Source organism: Pseudomonas sp. FW305-96 (genome assembly GCF_058783825.1).
This window is the reverse complement of record NZ_JBYSYW010000005.1, coordinates 101,109-122,787: the sequence shown is the minus strand read 5'-3', so window position 1 is coordinate 122,787 and position 21,679 is coordinate 101,109. Positions and strand designations below refer to the sequence as shown.

Below are 21,679 nucleotides of genomic sequence, written 5' to 3'. Positions count from 1 at the left end.
GCACTGCCAGGACATGCCCAAACTCAGGCGTCATGGGGCTCGCAGGTGGATGGTCGACACTTGGCCCAGGCTTTGCTCTGGCCCTGTTGCCAATTCAACAGCGAAGGCAGGGCCCATCGACCCATGAGCAGTTCCTCCACGACGTCCCTGGCCAGCGATCCGATCGCGGCCAGCGGCAACGACCAGCAACTGGTCGACTTCATACGCGAACGCGCCGCCGCCGAGCGGGTGCTCATCACCGCGCGCAAGCGCTTGAGCGGTGGTGCCATCCAGGAAAACTGGCGGCTCGACCTGTTGATCGAGGGTGGTCCCTGGGCCGGTAACCGGCGCTGGGTCCTGCGCAGTGACGCACTGTCGGCGCTGCCGGCCAGCCTCGGCCGCGAACAGGAGTTCGCCGTGCTGCAGGTGGTCTACCAGGCCGGGGTCAAGGTACCGCGACCGCTCTGGCTCTGCCGTGACACGCGGGTGCATGGGCGGGTGTTCTTCCTCATGGAGTACGTGCCGGGCATCGCCGCCGGGCGCCTGCTCAGCGCCCAGGCCGGTGCGCAAGGGCAGGGCGGGCTGGCGGCGCAGTTGGGCGCCAACCTGGCGCGCCTGCATCAGGTGCGCCCCCCGTGCGCGGCGCTGGACTTTTTGCCGATACCTCAGGGCTCACCCGCCCTGGCCACCCTCAGGGCCTACCGGCGCTACCTCGACACCCTCGACCAGGCCTACCCGGCCCTGGAGTGGGGCCTGCGCTGGTGCGAGCTGAATGTGCCGCGCAGTCAGGCCCTGTGCCTGCTGCACCGCGACTACCGCACCGGCAACTACCTAGCCAGCGAACAGGGGCTGGAGGCGGTGCTCGATTGGGAATTCAGTGGCTGGGGCGACCCCTGCGAGGACCTTGGCTGGTTCAGCGCCCGTTGCTGGCGTTTCACCCGCCCCGACCTGGAAGCGGGCGGCATCGGCCTGCTCGCGGACTTCCTGCGCGGTTATCACGAAGTGTCCACCCTGGCCATCGAACCCAGCCAACTGCACTACTGGCAGGTCATGGCCACCCTGCGCTGGGCGGTGATCGCCCTCCAACAAGGGCAACGCCACCTGTCCGGCGAAGAACCTTCCCTCGAACTGGCTCTGACCGCGCGCCTGCTGCCGGAGCTGGAGCTCGACATCCTGAACATGACCGGAGCCGAGGCGCCATGACCCAACCCAATGCCGCGCAACTGCTCGACATCGCCCGCCAGACCTTGCTGGAGCAGGTGTTGCCCGCGCTGTCCGGCGAGCTGCGCTACCCGGCGCTGATGATCGCCAACGCCATGGCCATCGCCGCGCGTGAAAGCCGCCTGCAAGGCGAGCTGGGCGCCCAGGAGCACGCCCGTCTCGGCGCCTTGCTCGAGGCGCCGCCAGCGGCCCTGGCCGGCACGCGACAGCAGCTGGCCCAGGCCATCCGCGAAGGTCGCCACGACGCGCCGCAGGCACGCCGCACCCTGGTTGAGGTGCTGCGCCAGACGACGCTTGCCCGCCTGTCTATCAGCAACCCCAAGGCCATGCCTTGAACGCCGGTAGCCACTGCCCGATTTCCAAGACTGAAAACGCATAGAAGGACAACCATGAACTTCACCCTGTCGGACGACCTGCTGACCTTGCAGGCAAAAACGCGCGACTTCATCGCCAATCACGTGATTCCGTTCGAGAAAGACCCGCGCCAGGACCGCCACGGCCCCAGCGACGAGTTGCGCCAGGACCTGCTGGAAAAGGCCCGCATCGCCGGGCTGCTGACCCCGCATGCCAGCCCCGAGATGGGCGGCATGGGCCTGAGCCATGTGGCCAAGGCGATCGTCTTCGAAGAGGCCGGCTATTCGCCCTTGGGGCCGGTGGCGCTGAATATCCACGCACCCGACGAAGGCAATATCCACTTGATGGACGTGGTCGCCACCGAGGCGCAGAAGGACCGCTGGCTGCGCCCGCTGGTCCAGGGCCGGGCGCGCTCGTGCTTCGCCATGACCGAGCCTGCGCCGGGCTCGGGCTCGGATCCGTCGATGCTGCGCACCACCGCCACCCGCGATGGCGACGATTACCTGATCAACGGCCGCAAGTGGTTGATCACCGGCGCCGACGGCGCCGATTTCGCGATCATCATGGCGCGCATGGAAGACGGCACGGCGACCATGTTCCTGAGCGACATGCGGCGTGAGGGCATCGTCCACGAACGGCAGCTGGACTCGCTGGACAGCTGCTTCACCGGTGGCCACGGGCAACTGCGTTTCGACAACCTGCGGATCCCGGCGAGCGATGTGCTCGGCGAGATCAGCAAGGGCTTCCGCTATGCCCAGGTGCGTCTTGCGCCGGCACGGCTGACCCACTGCATGCGCTGGCTCGGCGCCGCGCGTCGTGCCCACGACATCGCCTGTGACCATGCGCGCACCCGCGACGCCTTCGGCAAATCGCTGGGCGAGCACCAGGGGGTCGGCTTCATGCTCGCCGACAACCAGATGGACCTGCATGTGGTGCGCCTGGCGGTATGGCACTGCGCCTGGGTGCTCGACCAGGGCGAGCGGGGCAATGTCGACTCGAGCATGGCCAAGGTGATCAGCTCCGAGGCGCTGTGGCGGGTGGTCGATCGCTCGATGCAGGTGCTGGGCGGGCGCGGGGTGACCGGGGATACGGTGGTGGAGCGGATCTTCCGCGATATCCGGCCGTTCCGCATCTATGACGGTCCGAGCGAAGTGCACCGCATGAGCCTGGCGAAAAAACTTCTCGACCAGCGCCCGGGAGGTCACTGATGCAGCCGCAGCTTGCTCGACTGTTCTCTCTTGATGGCCGTCGCGCCCTGGTGACCGGGGCCTCCAGTGGCCTGGGCCGGCACTTTGCCCAGACCCTGGCGGCCGCCGGCGCCGAGGTGCTGGTCACCGCCCGGCGCGAGGCGCCGTTGCAGGCCCTGGTCGAGACCATCCAGGCCAGCGGCGGCCGTGCCCGCGCCTTTGCCCTCGATGTGACCAGCCGCGACGATGTCTGCCGGGTGCTCGATGCCGCCGGCCCGCTGGATGTGCTGGTCAACAATGCCGGGGTGAGCGACAGCCAGGCGCTGCTCGACTGCGACGATGGCAGTTGGGACCGCGTGCTCGACACCAACCTCAAGGGCGCCTGGACGGTGGCCCAGGAAAGCGCGCGGCGCATGGTCGCCGCAGGGCAGGGCGGCAGCCTGATCAACGTCACCTCGATCCTCGCCAGCCGGGTGGCCGGCGCCGTTGGCCCTTATCTGGCGGCCAAGGCCGGCCTGGCGCACCTGACCCGCGCCATGGCCCTGGAGCTGGCGCGCCATGGCATCCGCGTGAACGCCCTGGCGCCGGGATACGTGATGACCGACCTGAACGAGGCGTTCCTGGCCAGCGACGCGGGGCAGAAATTGCGCGCGCGTATTCCGAGCCGGCGCTTCAGCCAGCCGGCGGATCTGGACGGCGCCTTGCTGCTGCTCGCCAGTGACGCCGGCCGCGGCATGAGCGGCAGCGAGATCGTGGTCGATGGCGGCCACCTGTGCAGCAGCCTGTAGATACACCGCCCAGCCTTGCAAACCCCGTGATGAATGGCACCGGCTGTGCCGGTCAAGAACAACAAGAAACAGAGGTAGTTATGTGCGTGCAACCGTTGAACTGCCCATGGACGAGGGACCCGTCATGATGAACCCGAGCCTGGAACACGAACTGGCCCCGAATGCGGCCAACCACGTGCCGCTGTCGCCACTGTCGTTCCTCAAGCGCGCCGCGCAGGTCTATCCGCAGCGCGACGCAGTGGTGTACGGCGACCGTCGCTACACCTACCAGCAGTTGCACCAGCGCAGCCGGGCCCTGGCCAGCGCCCTGGAGCGGGTCGGCGTGCAGCCGGGCGAGCGCGTGGCGATCCTGGCGCCGAACATCCCCGAGATGCTCGAGGCGCACTATGGCGTGCCCGGCGCGGGTGCCGTGCTGGTGTGCATCAATATCCGCCTGGAGGCGCGCAGCATCGCCTTCATCCTGCGCCATTGCGCGGCCAGGGTACTGTTGTGCGATCGCGAATTCGGCGCGGTGGTCCACCAGGCGCTGGCGATGCTGGACACGCCGCCGCTGCTGGTTGGCATCGATGATGCCCAGGCCGAGAGCGCCGACCTGGCGCCGGACCTGGACTACGAAAGCTTCCTGGCCCAGGGCGATGGCAACCGGCCGTTGAGCGCGCCGCACAACGAATGGCAGTCGATCGCCATCAACTACACCTCCGGCACCACCGGCGATCCCAAGGGCGTGGTGCTGCATCACCGCGGCGCCTATCTCAATGCCTGCGCCGGGGCGCTGATCTTCCAGCTCGGCCCGCGCAGTGTCTACCTGTGGACCCTGCCGATGTTCCACTGCAACGGCTGGAGCCATACCTGGGCAGTGACCCTGTCGGGCGGTAGCCACGTGTGCCTGCGCAAGGTGCAGCCCGAGGCGATTCACGCCGCCATCGCCGCGCATGGCGTGACCCACCTGAGCGCCGCGCCGGTGGTGATGTCGATGCTGATCCATGCTCCGGCAGGCGCCGCGCCGTCCCAGGCGGTGTCGGTGATCACCGGCGGCGCCGCACCGCCCAGCGCGGTGATCGCCGCCATGGAGGCGCGCGGTTTCAGCATCACCCACGCCTATGGCATGACCGAAAGCTATGGCCCCAGTACCTTGTGCCTGTGGCAGCCAGGCGTCGACGAGCTGCCGCTGGAGGCTCGCGCGCGGTTCATGAGTCGCCAGGGCGTGGCCCATCCGATGCTCGAGGAAGCCACGGTGCTGGATAGCGAAACCGGCCAGCCGGTGCCCGCCGACGGGGCGACCCTGGGCGAGCTGGTGGTGCGCGGCAACACGGTGATGAAAGGCTACCTGCACAACCCCGAAGCCACCCGCAGCGCCCTGGCTGGCGGCTGGCTGCACACGGGCGACCTCGCTGTGCTGCACCCTGATGGTTATGTGGAAATCAAGGACCGGGCCAAGGACATCATCATTTCCGGCGGCGAGAACATCAGTTCGCTGGAAATCGAGGAGGTGCTCTACCAGCATCCCGAGGTGCTCGAGGCTGCCGTGGTGGCGCGGCCCGATTCGCGCTGGGGCGAAACCCCGCATGCCTTCGTCACCCTGTGTGCCGAGGCCCAGGGGGATATCACCGGCGAAGAGCTGATCCGCTGGTGTCGCGAGCGCCTGGCGCACTTCAAGGCGCCGCGGCATGTGTCGTTGGTGGCGTTGCCGAAGACGGCCACCGGCAAGATCCAGAAATTCGTCTTGCGCGAATGGGCTCGCCAGGCGGCCGCTGCAGCCAGTGACCGGCCGGAAGGGTGATGCGTGGTCACCCTCCCGATCGGCCGCCGGCTCGCTCAAGTCTGCTATATCGAGCGGAGGAAAAGCTTCACACTATCCGCCAAAATACAGGTAGGCACTGTACCTGCCTGTGAACCGACATTCATGAGCCGGACCTTCACTGATGACGTCCTACATCCTGGGTACCGCGTTACTTGGATTCGACGACTTCGCCCTGGCCCAGGGGCTCACGCCTCATGCGCTGTTGGCTGAGGTATCGCTTGCCCCTGGCGAGCCCGACGGCGCAATTGAAACCCGCTCATTCAATGCGTTGCTGGCGTTGGCTGCGCACCGCTCGGGCAATCGCCTGTTCGCACTGCAGTTCGGGCTTGAACATGGCATGCGGGGCATGGGGCCCCTGCTGCATGCCATTCAGGGCGCGGACACAGTCGGTGAGGTGCTGAGGGCATTGGTCCAGTACGCCCATGTGCTCGGCACGGCAGTGGAGTTTCGCCTGGAGCGGCATGCCGGCAATGCACGCTTGATCTGTCAGGTCACCGATGCGGATCTTCCCTGTGTACGACAGACCGTGGAGTGGGCGATGGGAATGAGCGCGCAGCTCATGCACAGTTTGCTCAAGCACCTCTGGCGTCCGCATGCCCTGCTGCTGTGTCATGGCGCAGGGGCGGAACCTTCGGCATACCGGCGTCTGCTGAGGGTGGCGCCGCGTTGTTCCAGCACGGAAAACGCCTGGGTGTTCGACCCTGCGCTGCTGGACGAGCGGCTTGACGCAAAGGATCAACGTATCCTGCAACTGACCCGGCAGTTCCAGGACGAGCTGGCGGATATCACGCTGGAGGCATTGCCCATGCACGTCCAAAAGCTTATGCGCAATCGCATGCCCCAGGGACGCGTCACGGTCGAACAGATTGCCATGGACCTGAAGATCAGCTCGCGCAGCCTGCAGCGCTACCTGCTGAGCCAAGGCACGAGTTTCCAGGCATTGCTGGACGGGACCCGCCAGGCGATGGCCACACGCTTGCTGCGGGATGCCTCGATCAACCTGACGCAGGTGGCGGAGTTGTTGGGATACACCCAGCTTGCCGCGTTTTCCAGGGCATTCAGCCGCTGGCATGGCCTCAGCCCGCAACAATGGAAACGTCAGCTACGCCAGGCACCGGCGCTCGATGCCGAAAGCGGACGCGGTCGACATGGCTGACGTTCCCTTCGTCCGGGCAATCAGCCTCACCGGGTTTCATGCCTTCGCCGCCGGGCAGGGGCTCGATCCCGGGCAGATGCTCAAGCACGTTGGCCTGCCGGGCCAGGGCTTTCAGGACGAGGACGATTTGTTCCCCTACCAGCAGTACTGCGCTTTGCTCGAGGCTTGCAGCGAGCATTCCGGCAATGCGCTGTTTGGCCTGCAGTATGGTCTGTTCCAGGCCTCCGGCGTGATGGGCGACTTGCTCCATCTGCTGCGTAATGCGCGCACGGTCGGTGATGCGCTGTTGGAATTGCGCAACCATTACGCCCTGTACAATGGCGCGGCCGAAGTCGGGCTGGACAGTGAGAACGGCCTCACCACCCTCAGTTACCATGTGCGCCCCGCGCACGCGCCCGGCGTGCGCCAGGCAGAGGAGCTGGCCTGTGCCGTGGGCATCGCACTGATGCGCGCACTGGCAGGCCCGCACTGGCTACCCAGCGCCCTCTGGCTCAGACACTCGGCCAGTACCGATGTCGCCTTGTATGCCCAGGCGCTCGGCTTGCCGCCCACCTTCAATGCGCGTTGTGTCGCCCTGGTGTTCGAATCATCGCTGCTGGCGCAGCCCTGTGTCCTGTGTGATGAGGCGTTGCACCAACTGGTGGTCAAGAGAATGCAGCGCCTGGAGCGGCTGTCCGGCGACGAGCTGGCCATCCAGATCAAGCAGTTGCTGCATTACCTGCTGCCCAGTGGGCGGGCCACGGCGCAGAAAGTGGCCAGCATCATGGCGCTGACCCCGAACGAGTTGCGTCAGGCCATGGCACAGGAAGGGCTGACGTTCCAGCAATTGCTCGAGGAGGTACGTCAGTCCATGGCTCAGGCCTACCTAGCCAGGCCTTCGGCCAACATTGGCGAGCTGGCCGCGCTGCTTGGCTATTCCGACACCAGCGGATTTTGCCGAGCCTTTCATCGCTGGTTTCAGATGAGCCCGTTAAGCTGGCAGAAGGCCCACGGCATCAAGCGCCAGCCGCGTCTGTTGGGGCGCGGACGTACGCGCCCCTAGAGGGTGTCGGCCCGTCGCTAGTAACCCCGGAATATATCGCCAATGCTCGCAATCGGGTGCGCCGCATGCGCCGTTTGTGCCACGGATCGACTGGCTATGGAAGACTGAGGGGCGTAGACCGCCGTCAGGAACAGGGCAAGTGTCACGCTGGCCACCAGAAAGGCAAAGATACGCATGGGAACCTCCAGCTGTTGTTTTTGTAGTTACCGTCGAGTCTGGTCGGTGGCGTTGGCTAAAGCTTGATAAAGCGCGCCATTAAATGGTCCTTTGTGCGGTCGTTTCGGGAAGGTTGGCCGCTGCGAACACCTGGGTGGCCGCCACGATGTCCTGATCGCCGTAGCCCATGGATTCGGCACGCTGCACGACCCCGCATACGGCGTCGAAGACCGGCGTCCAGGCCCCTTGCGCGTGCAGCGACTGGGCGATGTGAGCGAAGGCGCCGGCATGCACATCGAGCCTGGCCTGATCGCCTGCGAAATCCTGCGCTTCCAGCCGGCGTACCGCTTCCTCGAGCGCATCGCTGATGAAAAACCGTGACGTGTCGAGCAGCAGCCTGGCCGTCTCCGCCACCGGCAGGCCGAAGCGCTCGCTCGCGCCCACGGCCTCGAAGAACGCCACCATCGTGGCGAATGCCTGGGCGTGGAGCACGGTGGCAAAGGCCAGTGCTTCGTCCCAAGGCAGGAACATCGTTTGACCGGCCAGCGCTTCGAGCAGCGCCCGATGCTGCTCGAAACCCTCACGATCTCCGGTATGCAGGGTGTGGCTCTGGCGATGACCGACGTTGCGCGGGTAGGCCACGATCATCCCTTTGACGTACAGGCCGCCAGCGGCGTTGACCAGCGCCTGGAGCGCCAGGCCCTCGTCGCGGCCGTTGGTGGTGTAATCGACCACTGTGCGACCTGCGAGCGCCGCCATCACCCCCGGCATGCCAAGCACGCCATGGGTCGCCTGGTCGTCCAGCAGCACGAAGACCGTGACCGGGCTTGCGCTGAGCGCGACGTGAGCCGAGTCGCACAGCTGAGCACCAGCGGCGACCAGCGCCGCCGCTTTGTCCGGCGATCGGTTCCACACCGCCACGCGTTTGCCTTGCTTGAGAAATGCATGGGCCATGATCGTGCCCATGGCGCCGAGCCCGACTACCGATACATCGAAGTCGAAGCGCTGGTCATTTTGTGTGCTCACATTCAAACCCTCATGATTTTTGTTTTAGCCGTCCAGGACGCGGGTGCGGTGTTTCGCCTACATCAGGTTCTGTGCGTGGGCCCATTCAGTCGCGTCGGCCAGCGTGCGTTCGAAGGCGCCGAAGATCGCCTCGATATCGGCCTGGGTGCAGATCAACGGCGGACAGAAGGCGATCGTGTCGTAGATGGCGCGAATGATCAGCCCGTGCTTGTGCGCCTGTTTGAACACATAGCCGCCCAAGGTGCCGGGTTGGGCGAACGGTTGGCCGGTGGCCTTGTTCGCCACCAGTTCGATCGCGCCCACCAGTCCGACGCCGCGCACATCGCCCACCAGCGGATGGTCGGCGAATGCGCGCAGACGGCGCTGGAATTCAGGGGCCAGGCGCTGGACCTGGCCCACCAGGTCGCGCTCTTCGATGATGCGGATATTTTCCAGCGCCACCGCAGTGGCGACGGGATGGCCCGTGCAGGTCAGGCCATGGGCGAAGGCCCCCAAACGCTGGCTCTGGCTGAGCAGGACGTCATGGATGGCATCGGACACCAGCACGGCGGCCAGGGGCTGATAGGACGAGGTGAGCTGCTTGGACAGCACCATGATATCGGGCTGGATCCCGTACAGCTCGGCGCCGAACATCGTGCCAAGCCTGCCGAAGCCGGTGATGATCTCGTCGATCACCACGAGGATGTCGTAGCGTCTGCACACCGCCTGGATCGCTGCCCAGTAGCCTTGGGGAGGAGGAATCACGCCGCCTGCGGCCATCACCGGTTCGCCGATGAACGCCGCGATGGTTTCCGGGCCCTCGTCGAGGATGTAATGCTCCAGCTCGTCCGCCAGGCGCGCCGAAAAGGCTTCCTCGGTCTCGCCTGGCCGGGCGAATCGGTAGAAGTTCGGGCAGGTCAGGTGATGCACCGGGATGGCCGGCAGATCGAAATCGCGGTGCATCGACGGGATGCCGCTCAAGCTTGCGCAGGCGACGGTAGCGCCGTGATAGGCCTGCTGGCGGGAGATGAACTTCTTCTTGGCGGGCTTGCCCAGTACGTTGTTCACGTACCAGACCATCTTTACCACCGAGTCGTTGGCCTCGGACCCTGAGTTGGTGAAAAAAACATGGTTCAGATCGCCGGGCGCAAGCTCCGCCAGCTTGGCGGCGAGCGCCGCGGCCGGGGCGTTGGTCTTGTGGCTGAAGCTGTGGTAGTAGGGCAGTTGCCTGAGCTGCTCGACGGCGGCGTCGACCAGACGCTGTTCGCTGAAGCCCAGGGCAACGCTCCACAGGCCCGACATGGCTTCGATATAGGCATTGCCCTGTTCGTCGAAGACCCGCACGCCGTCACCTGCGGTGATGACCAACGGCCCGATTTCCTGATGCTGGGCCAGATTGGTGTTGGGGTGAATGAGTGCTGCCAGATCGTTGCGCGCGGTTGCAGTAAGCGTGTTCATTGGTTCATGTTCCTGTCGCAGGCACAGATTGCCCGCGAATGAGCAGGTTGCCGGCGCCCCATGGAGCGCACGGCAGGATCCTGCGGTTATTGGCCAAGCGTTGCCGCGACCGCTTCGCCGAACGCCTTGAGGCCCTGTTCGAGCTGCTCGGTCGGGGTGTTCACCGGTGGCATCAGCTTGATGATTTCGCCGTTCGGCCCGCAGCGGTCGACCAGCACGCCCGCCTGCAGCACGCGCTGCTGGGCATCCTTGGCCAAGGCCACGTTGCCGCGGCCGAAATCGATGCCGGCGATCATGCCGCGGCAGCGCGCGGAGGCGACTCCCGGAATCTCGGCGTAGCCGGCGACCGCGCGTTCCATGGCCGCGCAGTTGGCGGCCAGCAACTTCAGGAACTGCTCGTCGCGCCAATAGCCGAGGGCGATCTGGGCGGTGAGGAACGCCAACTGGTTGCCGCGGAAGGTGCCGATATGATCGCCCGGCTCCCAGACATCCAGCCCGGCGCCGATCAACACGATGGCCATGGGCAGGCCATAGCCACCGATTGATTTGGCGCAGGTGATCAGGTCGGGCACCACCCCGGAGCGCTCGAAACCGAAGAAGTCACCGGTGCGTCCGCAGCCAGCCTGGATCTCGTCGCAGATCAGCAATACCCCGTGCGCCCGGGTCCACTGGCGCAGGCGCTGCAACCATTGGTTGGAAGCGACGTACACGCCGGCCTGGATCTGCACGGATTCGACGATCACCGCCGCTGGCAATTCCGAGCCGCTGCCCTGGTCGTTGGCCAGGCGCTCGAGGAAGCCGATGCTATCGAACTCACCGTAAGGGCTGTCTTCGTAGGGCACGAACACCACGTCGGTGGACAGCCCCGGGCCGCGCCGGGTGCGGTTGCCGGTGACCGCCAGCGCACCGGCCGTCATGCCGTGGTAGGCACCATAGAACGACACGATCTTGCTCCGCCCGGTCGCCTTGCGCGCCAGTTTCAATGCCGCCTCGACGGCATCGGCGCCGGTCGGGCCGGTGAACTGCACCTTGTAGTCCCAGCCGCGCGGCTTGAGCAGGTCGCGTTCCAGCGCCTCGAGGAACTGGCGCTTGGTGGTGGTGTGCAAGTCCAGGGCATGGGTCACGCCGTTGGCCGACAGGTACGCGATCAGCGCATCGCGCATGCGCGGGTCGTTGTGGCCGTAGTTCAGGGCTCCGGCGCCGGCGAAGAAGTCCAGGTACTCGCGGCCATCCTCGCCGCGGATCTTGCTGCCCTGGGCGGTATCGAAGACCAGCGGCAGGTCGCGGCAATACATCCGCACGTTGGACTCGAGCCGTTCGAATGTCTCGATGTTGTTCATGCATAACCTCTTGAAGTGATCGGGCAACGTTTGCTTGGCGCTATCAGTGTTTGAACATCACGTGGCGCACCACGGTGTAGTCTTCCAGGCCATACATGGACAGGTCCTTGCCATAACCGGACAGCTTCACGCCGCCATGGGGCATCTCGCTCACCAGCATGAAATGGGTATTGACCCAGGTGCAGCCGTATTGCAGGCGCGCGGCCAGGCGATGGGCGCGGCCGACATCGGCGGTCCACACCGAAGAGGCCAGGCCGTAGTCGGAGTCATTGGCCCAGGCCAGCGCCTGGGCTTCGTCTTCGAACGACGAAACCGTCACCACCGGGCCGAAGATCTCCCGGCAGACCACCTCGTCGTCCTGGCGGGCACCGGCCAGGACCGTCGGTTCGAAGAAGAACCCGCTACCTGCGGCGCGCTTGCCACCGGTGACGACTTCGATATGAGGCACTTCCCGGGCACGCTTGACGAAGCCCTCGACGCGGCCCAGGTGCTCTGCGGTGATCAGCGGCCCCATCTCGGTCGAGGGATCATCCTGCAGCCCGCACTTGATGCTGGCCACGGCTTCGCCGAGCTTGCGCACGAACTCCGGGTAGACCGACTGCTGCACATACAGACGGCAGGCGGCGGTACAGTCCTGGCCTGCGTTGTAGAAGCCAAAGGCACGAATGCCTTCGACGGCCGCGTCGATATCGGCATCGTCGAAGATCAGCACGGGGGCCTTGCCGCCCAGTTCCATGTGCATGCGTTTGACGCTGTCGGCGGTGCCCTCGATGATCCGGCTGCCGGTGCGCACGGAGCCGGTCAGCGACACCATGCGCACCTTGGCGTGGCTGGTCAGCGGCTCACCAACCGTGGCCCCCCGACCATGGACGATGTTGACCACGCCGGCAGGGAAGATCTCGGCCAGCAGTTCACCCAGTTTCAGGGTGGTCATCGGCGTGTGTTCCGAGGGTTTCAGCACCACGGTGTTGCCGCCGGCCAAGGCCGGGCCGAGTTTCCAGGCTGCCATCAGCAAGGGGTAGTTCCACGGTGCGATGGAGGCGACCACGCCGACCGCATCGCGACGAATCATTGAGGTGTGCCCCGGGATGTACTCGCCCCCGGCCGAACCTTGCAGGCAGCGCACGGCGCCGGCGAAGAAGCGGAACACGTCCGACACTGCCGGCAGCTCGTCCTGCAGCACGGCGGTGTAGGGCTTGCCGCAGTTGTCGGCTTCCAGGCGCGCGAACACCGCTGCCTGGGCATCGATGCTGTCGGCGAGCTTGAGCAGCAGCGCCGCGCGGTCCTTGGGCGGGGTTTGCGACCAGGCTTCGAAGGCCGCATCGGCGCCTTGCACCGCGGCCTCGACCTGGGCTTGGCTGGCCTCGGTGGTTTGCACCAGGACGCTGCCCAGGGAGGGGTTGTACACGGCCAGCTCGTCGCCTTCGCCGGCTACCAGGGCACCATTGATCAGAAGTTTGCTTTGCATGTCGATTCTCGCCATTTAACGGCGCGGCCAATGGCCGGCCTTGTGATTGTCGTCAGAGCATTCGATTGAAACGGGGTCGCTATACCAATGCCTCAGGGACGGGGCTGCGGAAGAAGCTGGTGCGACAGGCGAGGTAGACCAGCCCCAGGCCGAGCCAGCAACTGCCCATGATCAGCGCGTCTTTATCCAGGCTGATCAGCATCCATCCGGCCGTGACCAGGCCGATGAGCGGGAACAGCACGCCGCGCAGCAGGCCGGCGCCGTCCTTGACGCGGGCATCGAAGGTGAGCCGCAATGCACACAGGTTGACGGCGGTGAAGGCGACAAACGCGCCGAAGTTGACCAGCGACGTCGCGGTGGCGATCGTCAAGGCAAAACCGGCCGTGCCGAAAACGCCGCAGAGCAGGATGTTGAAGGCCGGGGTCTTGAAGCGCGGATGCAGGACACCGAACACCTTGCGCGGCAGCTGGTTGTCCCGGCCAAGGGCATAGAGCAGCCGCCCCACGCTGGCCTGGAACGACATGCCCGCGGCGAAGTGGGCGATGATGATCCCCGCCAGCACCACGGCGAAGAACACATCGCCGCCGATCATCCGGGCGATCTCGAAGGCGGCCCCGTCCACCTGCTCGAAGCTGGGGGAGGGGTGTGCCAGGTACATGAAGTACGAGGAGCCCACGTAGACCGAGCCGCCGATCAACGCGACCAGCAGGATGGCGCGTGGCAGCGTTCGCCCCGGGTCGCGGGTTTCCTCGCTCAGCGTGGACAGCGCGTCGAAGCCCAGGAACGAGTAGGCGGCGATGGCGGCGCCGGCCATGCTGGTGGCGAAGGGCACGTCCTGGTTGAAGAACGGCTTGGCCGACAGCAGCCCGCCAGCGCCGTTGGCCGCCACGATGTAGTGCACGCACAGGCCCAGGAACACGACGATGATCGCCAGTTGCGCCACCATCAACAGCACGTTGAAGCGATTGGCGACCTGGATGCCGAGGACATTGAGCAGTGAAGTGGTGACGATGAAGCCGGTGATCCACACCCACTGCGGGACCTCTGGAAAGGCCATGTTGAGGTAGCTGGCACCGAGCAGCCAGATCAGCATCGGGATGAAGAAGTAATCCAGCAGGGCAGCCCAGCCCACCATGAACCCGAGATTGGCGTTGAGCATCTTGCGGGTATAGGTGTAGGCCGAGCCGGCTACCGGGAATACCCTGACCAGCCGCCCGTAGCTCAACGCTGTGAACACCACGCCGGTGGCCGCGATCAGGTAGGCCATCGCCGTGGTGTTGCCGCTGGCCTGGGTGATCACGCCGTAGGTGCCGAAGACGATCAGCGGGGCCAGGAACGCCAGGCCGAACAGCAGCACCGAGAACGGCCCCAAGGTGCGCCGCAACGAGGCGCTGGAGGTTGACTGACTCATGACGCAGCCCTCCTACGCGACGAAGTGGTAAGCGGTGGTGATGATGTCGTGATAGGCCTCGACGGACATCGCCTTGGCATTGCTGGCGTCCGAGAAATTCAGCTTGGATTTTTCGGCGATGGCCTGGAAGTCTTCCTCGCACACGCCCTTGACCTCGGCGAAGCAAGGAATGCCCAGGTCCTTGCTCATCTGGAACAGATGGCCCACGGCCGCCTCGGCGGCGTCCACCGGCGCCAGCGTCGGGTCGATCCCCAGCGCGTAGGCCACCTGGGCGTGGCGGAGGATGTCGGCATCGCGGTTGTGGCCGAAGACGAAGGGCAGGAAGATCGCGTTGCCGACGCCGTGCGGCGTGTCGTACATGCCGCCGATCGCTTCGGAGATGCAGTGCACGCTGCCGACGTCGGCGTTGCCGAACGCCATGCCGGCGATCAGGCTGGCCACCAGCATCTGCTCCCGGGCCTGCTGATTGTCCGGCTCCTGCACGGCCGCCTTGAGGTGCTGGCTGATCAGGCGGATGGCATGCAGCGCCAGGCCGTCGCTGATCGGGTTCGCCACGCGGCAGGTGTAGGCCTCGATGGCATGGGTCAGGGCATCCATGCCGGTGGCGGCGGCGATTGACGCGGGCAGGGTGTCGGTGATGTGCGAGTCGAGCAGTGCCAGTACCGGGCCAATTCGATAATCCAGCACGTTCATCTTGAAATGACGGGCGGTGTCGGTGATCACCGAGAAGCAGGTCACTTCGCTGCCGGTGCCTGCGGTGGTCGGGATGGCGACGATCGGCGGTATGGCGTGGGTGAGGGTGAACGACCCTTCGTAGTCCTCTATCCGACCCTCGTGGGTGAGCAGCAGGCTGATGGCCTTGGCCGCGTCCATCGCGCTGCCGCCGCCCACGGCCAGCAGGCCGTCGATGCCTTTGCCACGATACTGCTGCGCGGTGCGGTTGATGTCTTCGCTGCGCGGGTTGGCCTTGATGTCCGCGACTTCCTCGTAGGCGATACCTGCCTTGTCCAGGCTGGCATAGACGCTGTCCAGCAGGCCGGCGGCCTTGACCCCGGCATCGGTCACGATCAGCACCCGTGCCAGGCCAAGGCCCTGGAGATGTTCACCGGTGCGCTCGCGCAGGCCAGGTTCCATCACGATCTTGCTGGGGAGTAAGAACTTGAATTCCATACGTACCTCTTGCTCAATTGTTGTCATTGTCGAAAGGGCAGTGGAGGAGCACCCGCGCCTGCTCGCGGTCGGCCGCTCAGGCGTGTGATGTGTGGCCTGGCGCTTTGGCGCAAGCCGGTATGTTGTTGTTTTGGGTTGTGTTGCAACGTGCCGCCAAAGGTCTCCAGTGGAATAAAAAGAGGGGCGGCCAAGCTGCACGCCCCTAAAGAAAATTGTTGTTAACGCAGGTGCCCCGTCAGCAGGGACAGCAGCGTGGTGGACAGGCACGCCGGAAAGTCATGCCCCATCCCGGGCAGCAACACCAGGTTGGAACCACGGATCGCCGCCGCCGTGGCGTAGCCGCCGCTGGTGGCGACCATGAGGTCTTTTTCCCCATGGATGACCAGGGTGCGGCAACGAATCCGCTGCAGTTCCTCGGTGCGGTCGGCGGAGTTGATGATCGCGCCGATCTGCCTGGCGGTGCCGAGGTTGCTGGCCTCGCCACCGCCTCGCTGCCAAGCCAGCTGGGCATAATCACGCAAGGCAGGCTCGTTCCACTCGAGGGTCGAGCCGATCAGGCGCATGATGTCCACGTAGTCGCGAACGCTTTCCTTCTCGCTGCGCGGCGGGCGGCGCAGCAGTTGCAGAAGGGCCTTGAGCGCAGGCTGGCCGACGCGCAGCGAACCTGTGGTGGAAAAGATCGACGTGAGGGTCCTGACCCGCTGCGGGTAACGCGCGGCGAGGGTCTGGGCGATCATGCCGCCCATCGACATTCCCACGACATGCGCCGCTTGCAGCTGCAAGTCGTCCATCAAGCCGATGACGTCGTTGGCCATGTCGCCCAGGTCATAGCCTGCGGTGCGCTTGCGCAGGAACTGTTGCAGCGTCGTCGGGGGCGCCACGTCGGTAAAGAACGATCTGCCCGAGTCACGGTTGTCCAGCGTGATGACCCGCAGCCCTTGCGCGACCAGCCCGGCGATGAGCGCTTGCGGCCAGTAGGTCAGCTGCAGCCCGAGGCCGACGATGAGCAGGACCGCCGGGGCACCCTCGACACCGTAGCTGCGGTAGCAGAGCTTGCCTTTGCCCGGTAGCTCGCAGAAGCGATCACGGCTCATCGGCGGCTACCTGGCTGTTGCAGTTCGACGCCAGCATGCACCGGCACGTTCGGTACGCTGCTGAAACTGAGGCACTTTTCCGCCACTGTGCCGCGGCGCAGCAGTTTGATATCGCGGAAGTAGTCCATCGACATCACCCAGGGTTCACACGGCCCCTGGCGCGGCATGCTGTCGAGTGCGCGCTGCACATAGCCGGCACCAAAGTCCAGCAGAGGCCGGGTTTCGATTCCGGCCGGCGCCTTCGGCTCGCAGACGTTGTAGCCTTCGCGCGCCATGAAACCGAGCAGGCGGCAGAAGTGGTCGCACAGCAGGCAGACCTTCAAGGTCCAGGACGAGTTGGTGTAGCCCACCGCGAAAGCGAAGTTGGGCACGCCGGAGAGCATCATGCCTTTGTAGGACAGGGTCTCGCTGAGCACCACCGGCTTGCCGTCTTTGTGCAGGGTGATGCCACCGAACATTTGTACGTTGAGCCCGGTGGCCGTGACGATGATGTCGGCCTCCAGCGTCCTGCCCGATTTGAGCAATACGCCGGACTCGGTGAAGCGCTCGATATGGTCGGTGACGACGTCGGCCTTGCCGGCACTGATGGCTTTGAACAGGTCGCCCTCGGGCACCGAACACAGACGCTGGTCCCACGGGTTGTAGGGTGGGTTGAAGTGCATGTCGACCGGGTAGTCCTTCGGCAACTCCTTGCGGGTCAGCCACAGCAGCAGTTTTTTCGAAAGCTTGGGGAAGCGCTGGCAGAAGCCCCAGAACGCCAGGGTGATCTTGGCGTTCTTGTAGCGCGTCAGGGAGTAGGCGGTTTGCGCCGGCAGGACCTTGCGCAGGAACGCGGCAACCCCGTCATTGGCCGGCTGATTGATGATGTAGGACGGCGTGCGCTGCAGCATGGTGATGCTGGCGACCTTGTCCGCCATGGCTGGAATCAGCGTCACCGCGGTCGCGCCACTGCCGATGACGACCACGCGCTTACCCGCATAGTCGAGGTTCTCCGGCCAGTGTTGCGGGTGAACGATCTGTCCTTTGAACTGCTCGGTGCCCTCGAAGCGGGGGGTGAAGCCCTGGTCATAGCGATAGTAGCCACCCGCACTGAACAGCCAGCGGCATTCGAGCGTACGCACCTGGGCCGTCTGGCCCTCCTCGATGCGCACTGCCCACAGGCCCCTGTCGCTTTGCCAGTTGGCCGAGACGACTTTCTGCTGGTACTGGATGAACGGTTCCAGCTGGTACTCGTCGATGGCTTCGCGCAGGTACTCGAGGATATCCGCGGCATCCGCCAGGGATTTCGCCTTGGTCCAGGGCTTGAAGTCGAAACCGAAGGTGTAGAGGTCCGAGTCGGAGCGGATGCCGGGGTAACGGAACAAATCCCAGGTGCCGCCCATGCGTTCGCGGGACTCGAGAATCGCGAAGGTCCTGTCGGGTTGATGGCGTCGCAGGTAGGCCGCCGCGCCGATGCCAGACACACCGGCTCCCATGATCAAAATGTCGAGCGGCTCAACCGGAAGAGCAGTGTGCGAGGACATGTCGCCTCCTATTGTAGTGTTATAGAGACTGATCTTTTGACTTGATCATTTGACCAGAATAGGGCGGCCGATTGTGCGGAGCAAGGTGCAAAATGCACCGGCTCGTCATCGTTTTGGGATGATTTGCACCTTCTTGGTCCGTCGATCAGTACACGGGTTGACGGACAAGCTTAGGCGGCGGGGAGAAGTGGGCGAGGGGCGCCCAGCTGGGAAATGCGGATTACCGTGCGGTGGCGCAGCCCGGCAATCCGAATGGCGTTTCAGTAGCTGGCCACCAGCAGCTTGACCGCCTGGCAGGCGGTCTCGGTTTCGCTTTCGAGGCGCGCACGGTCGCCGTGGGCGGACCAGGCCAGCATCAGGCCGTCGAACAGGTTGATCAGCAAGCGGCTGACGGTGGCCACTGCGGCCTGGTCCAGCGCCGAACCGGTGACTTTGGCGATGGCCTGCTGGGCCGCGTCGATGGACACGGCATAGATCTTTGTCGCCATTTCGGGGTTGTTGCGCAGGTTCCAGCAAAACAGTTCGAACTGCGTGGTGGCCATTTCCGGGTGGGCGGTGAACCAGTTGACCAGCTGGCGCAACATTTCGCCCACCGATTCAGCTGCCGTGGCACCCGCCGGCACGTGCTGCAGCGATTGCTGCGGCAGGTTGATCAAGGACTCGTAGACGGCATAGAACAACTCGTCCTTGGTGTGGAAGACATAGTGCAACGAAGCCAGCGGAGAGTCTGCCGCCGCTGCGATACGCCGCGTCGTGGCGTTGGCCACCCCATGTTCCGCGATCACCTTCACGGTGGCCTCGATGAAATCCTGCCTGCGCTCTTCTGCGCCAATTCGAGCCATAGAGCGTTCTCCTTTTCGATGTTGTCGCCGGCCTGTTGGTCCGGCGTCGACGGTGACGAATGCTATCGCAAGGTGGGGCCTCGATCCATGCGTCGAAGCACTCCTGCGCCAAGGAACATGAAACAGCATGAAAAATAGTTAAATCAAACGACTTGATCAAATGACCATGTTCGGTGATGATGATTTTCACACCCAGGCACCACCGCACTGCGCAAGTACTGCAGGGAAGGGGATGGCCTGGTCGGCACTGGCGGGTTGAGCCACGTTGCCCAGCTTTGCTGGATCAGAACAATGACAAAACCAGACAGGTACAAAGCAGATGGATACACGAACGCTCTCGACGCTCGGCAGCGATGCATCGGTCGAGCAGGTGGTGGAGATCATTCGGCGTGACGGTGGGGTTATCATTTCCGACCTGGTCTCGCCGGCCACGCTGAACGCCCTGCGCGACGAACTGGACAGCTACCTGAATGTCACCCCTTGCGGCGTCGACCCCTATTTCGCGGGCACCCAGACCCGGCGTGTCGCGCGGATCATCGGGCGCAGCGACACGGCTGTCGAAGTAGCGATGAACCCGCTGTTCCTCGGTGTGGCCAGGCAGATCCTGCAAACCCCCACCCACGTCTGGGTAGGCAGTGACCGCATCGAGATGGCCCCCGATATCCAGCTGAGCATCACCCAGGCCATTCAGATCGGCCCGGGCCAAGGCCTGCAACCCCTGCACCGTGACGATGCCACTTCGTTGTGGCGTCACCCCCAGTACGGGCGTGAGGCGCGGCTGCAAATGATGCTGGCGATTTCCGATTTCACCGAAGAGAACGGTGCGACCCGTGTCATCCCTGGTAGCCATCTGTGGGATGACGAGCGCATGCCGACCCAGGAAGAAACCGTCGCCGCGCAAATGCCGGCAGGTTCCGCATTGCTGTGGATGGGCTCGGTTTACCACGGTGGTGGCGCCAATACGTCCGCAGCCCCGCGCACCGGCCTGACCATGGCCTATGACCTTGCCTTCCTGCGTCTGGAAGAGAACCACTTCCTGTCCATTCCCGTCGAGCGCGTTCGCCAGCTCCCGGCAGAAATGCAACGTCTGTTGGGCTGGAGCGCCAGCTCCACGTTGCTCGGCTGGGTGGAAATCGATGGTCAGATGCGCGACCCGCAAGAGCTCCTGAACATGCCGGCATTCTCCGAGCCTGGAAAAGGGTTCTGACAGTTCCGAACAGTTCTGGGCCGCTTCGGATGCAAGCAATAGCCGGTATTCTGGGAGTCATGTAGATGAATGCAGTGAACAAAGCAGCCCCTGGTGACGCTGCACCGTTGAAGTTTCGCAGCCTGGGTGGATGGGTGGAGCGCCCCGCCGACCTGCAACCGTCGCTTGAAGGGCACGTGAAGGCTGATGTCATCGTGGTCGGCGCCGGTTTTGCCGGGCTGTCGACCGCTCTGGAGCTGAGGGCGCTGGGCGCGCAAGTGATCCTGCTGGAGCAGGAGTTCGCCGGCTTCGGCGCCAGTGGCCGCAATGCCGGTTACCTGCTGGGCAGCATGGGTATCGAGTACGACATGTTCGTCAAGCGTTTGGGGGTCGAGCAGGCGACGCAGTTCGTCAGGTTCTACGACGAGGCCGTGCCCTATGTGGAAGGCCGAATGAAGGCGCTGGGCATCGACTGTGACTACAACCCCTCCGGCGTGCTGCGCGCAGGTGTTCATGCCAGCCAGGAAAAACGCTTGCGGGAAAACATGGCGCTGGGGCAAAAACTGGGGGCCGTGTCCCGCTTCGTGGACGGCGCCGAGATGCGGGCGCGGGGAATTCCGCCGGCGTTTCTGTTCGCGGCCGAGCAGTGTGGCGGCACCCTGAACCCGGGGAAATACGTCGCCGGCTTGCGCCGCGCGGCCATCGAGGCGGGCGTGAAGCTCTACGAGCGCACGCCGTTGCTCTCCTTCAGCGAGGGGCCGGTCATTACCTGCAAGACTGCCCACGGCAGCGCGACCGCGCCAGTGATGGTACTGGCCACCAATGCCTATACCCCGCAGTTGGGGGTGTTGCGCAACAAGGTCGCGGCGATTCGGGTGTCGGCGATCGAAACGCAACCGCTCTCGCCGCAGCAGCTCGCTGCCGTGGGCTGGCAGGGGCGTGAAGGCATCATCACGCCGCATTACACCATGGAAAGCCATCGTCTGACGGCACACGGCACCATGGTGTTGACCGTCAAGAAGCTGGGTTATGCGTACGGATCGAAGACGCCCAATATCCCGGATCAAGGTGCCTATGCCGCACTGGCGCAGGTACTGCGCGAACGCCATCCAGCCATGCACGGCCTGGGCATCCAGCATTGCTGGAGTGGCTATGTCAGCGGTGCGTATGACTTCCTGCCGGTGATCGGTGCCATGGGCGAACAGCAGAACATTCTCTACACCACCGGCTGCTCGGGCCACGGGCTGGGCACCCAGTCATATGTCGGGTCGCTGTTTGCCGCGCAAATCAACGGCAAGACACCAGAACTGTTGACGGCCATGCAGCACAAGACGCCGTCCATGCTGCCTGAGCCCTTGCAATGGTGCGCTATCCATTCCGCGTTCGCGGCGGCCAAGTTACTGGATGACTGGACCGATAGAAAAGTGCGCAAACACAATGCCAGCAAAGGCTGATTACAGTTGATGGCGTTGTCCTGTGAAACGGGCTGCGGGACAAC

General features: G+C 64.7%; 18 protein-coding genes. 9 read left to right on the top strand and 9 right to left on the bottom strand.

Features of this window, described 5'->3' with window-relative positions; translation table 11 throughout:
* Positions 1-123: 123 nt before the first annotated feature.
* From AC3WL2_RS05700 to AC3WL2_RS05670, 7 genes are all read left to right on the top strand, one after another.
* Positions 124-1,182, top strand: coding sequence for a phosphotransferase family protein (locus AC3WL2_RS05700; protein WP_102682346.1), 1,059 nt, complete (start codon positions 124-126; stop codon positions 1,180-1,182).
* Positions 1,179-1,535 (top strand): DUF6285 domain-containing protein, encoded by a 357-nt coding sequence (locus AC3WL2_RS05695; protein ID WP_102682345.1) that lies wholly within the window; start codon positions 1,179-1,181, stop codon positions 1,533-1,535. Before AC3WL2_RS05700 ends, AC3WL2_RS05695 begins: the two co-directional genes overlap by 4 nt.
* 54 nt (positions 1,536-1,589) lie before the next feature.
* The gene (locus AC3WL2_RS05690) at positions 1,590-2,762 is read left to right on the top strand and encodes an acyl-CoA dehydrogenase family protein (RefSeq protein ID WP_102682344.1); all 1,173 of its coding nucleotides are present in this window, start codon (positions 1,590-1,592) and stop codon (positions 2,760-2,762) included.
* Positions 2,762-3,529, top strand: coding sequence for an SDR family NAD(P)-dependent oxidoreductase (locus AC3WL2_RS05685; RefSeq protein WP_102682343.1), 768 nt, complete (start codon positions 2,762-2,764; stop codon positions 3,527-3,529). Before AC3WL2_RS05690 ends, AC3WL2_RS05685 begins: the two co-directional genes overlap by 1 nt.
* 106 nt (positions 3,530-3,635) lie before the next feature.
* Positions 3,636-5,309: a long-chain-fatty-acid--CoA ligase gene (locus AC3WL2_RS05680; RefSeq protein ID WP_371918112.1), complete on the top strand. Its 1,674-nt coding sequence runs from the start codon at positions 3,636-3,638 to the stop codon at positions 5,307-5,309.
* A 142-nt stretch (positions 5,310-5,451) separates the two neighbouring features.
* Positions 5,452-6,486 (top strand): AraC family transcriptional regulator, encoded by a 1,035-nt coding sequence (locus tag AC3WL2_RS05675; RefSeq protein WP_102682341.1) that lies wholly within the window; start codon positions 5,452-5,454, stop codon positions 6,484-6,486.
* Entirely contained in the window at positions 6,479-7,528 is a 1,050-nt protein-coding gene (locus tag AC3WL2_RS05670; protein ID WP_102682363.1) for an AraC family transcriptional regulator, read from the top strand. Before AC3WL2_RS05675 ends, AC3WL2_RS05670 begins: the two co-directional genes overlap by 8 nt.
* A 255-nt stretch (positions 7,529-7,783) precedes the next feature.
* Here AC3WL2_RS05670 and AC3WL2_RS05665 read toward each other — a convergent pair whose 3' ends face one another.
* From AC3WL2_RS05665 to AC3WL2_RS05625, 9 genes are all read right to left on the bottom strand, one after another.
* A complete protein-coding gene (locus AC3WL2_RS05665) occupies positions 7,784-8,710 on the bottom strand; it encodes an NAD(P)-dependent oxidoreductase (protein ID WP_102682340.1) in 927 nt (308 codons plus the stop codon).
* A 57-nt stretch (positions 8,711-8,767) separates the two neighbouring features.
* Entirely contained in the window at positions 8,768-10,147 is a 1,380-nt protein-coding gene (locus AC3WL2_RS05660) for an aspartate aminotransferase family protein (protein ID WP_102682339.1), read from the bottom strand.
* 86 nt (positions 10,148-10,233) lie between these two features.
* A complete protein-coding gene (locus AC3WL2_RS05655) occupies positions 10,234-11,487 on the bottom strand; it encodes an aspartate aminotransferase family protein (protein ID WP_102682338.1) in 1,254 nt (417 codons plus the stop codon).
* A 43-nt stretch (positions 11,488-11,530) separates the two neighbouring features.
* Entirely contained in the window at positions 11,531-12,955 is a 1,425-nt protein-coding gene (locus AC3WL2_RS05650) for a gamma-aminobutyraldehyde dehydrogenase (protein WP_102682337.1), read from the bottom strand.
* 79 nt (positions 12,956-13,034) lie between these two features.
* On the bottom strand, positions 13,035-14,366 hold the full coding sequence (locus tag AC3WL2_RS05645; protein WP_102682336.1) for an APC family permease: 1,332 nt from the start codon (positions 14,364-14,366) through the stop codon (positions 13,035-13,037).
* A 12-nt stretch (positions 14,367-14,378) separates the two neighbouring features.
* Positions 14,379-15,536 (bottom strand): iron-containing alcohol dehydrogenase, encoded by a 1,158-nt coding sequence (locus AC3WL2_RS05640; protein WP_102682335.1) that lies wholly within the window; start codon positions 15,534-15,536, stop codon positions 14,379-14,381.
* Between the two features lie 218 nt (positions 15,537-15,754).
* Positions 15,755-16,630: an alpha/beta fold hydrolase gene (locus AC3WL2_RS05635; protein WP_102682334.1), complete on the bottom strand. Its 876-nt coding sequence runs from the start codon at positions 16,628-16,630 to the stop codon at positions 15,755-15,757.
* Positions 16,627-18,153 carry a flavin-containing monooxygenase gene (locus AC3WL2_RS05630; protein WP_102682333.1) on the bottom strand — a complete coding sequence of 509 codons (1,527 nt, stop codon included), beginning with the start codon at positions 18,151-18,153 and terminating at the stop codon, positions 16,627-16,629. The genes AC3WL2_RS05635 and AC3WL2_RS05630 overlap by 4 nt, the downstream gene beginning before the upstream one ends.
* 260 nt (positions 18,154-18,413) lie before the next feature.
* The gene (locus AC3WL2_RS05625; RefSeq protein ID WP_102682332.1) at positions 18,414-18,995 is read right to left on the bottom strand and encodes a TetR/AcrR family transcriptional regulator; all 582 of its coding nucleotides are present in this window, start codon (positions 18,993-18,995) and stop codon (positions 18,414-18,416) included.
* 319 nt (positions 18,996-19,314) lie between these two features.
* Here AC3WL2_RS05625 and AC3WL2_RS05620 point away from each other — a divergent pair, with 319 nt between their 5' ends.
* Together AC3WL2_RS05620 and AC3WL2_RS05615 are read left to right on the top strand one after the other, a co-directional pair.
* On the top strand, positions 19,315-20,202 hold the full coding sequence (locus AC3WL2_RS05620; protein ID WP_102682331.1) for a phytanoyl-CoA dioxygenase family protein: 888 nt from the start codon (positions 19,315-19,317) through the stop codon (positions 20,200-20,202).
* Positions 20,203-20,267: 65 nt separating this feature from the next.
* Entirely contained in the window at positions 20,268-21,635 is a 1,368-nt protein-coding gene (locus tag AC3WL2_RS05615; protein WP_102682330.1) for an NAD(P)/FAD-dependent oxidoreductase, read from the top strand.
* The last annotated feature ends 44 nt before the right edge of the window (positions 21,636-21,679 follow it).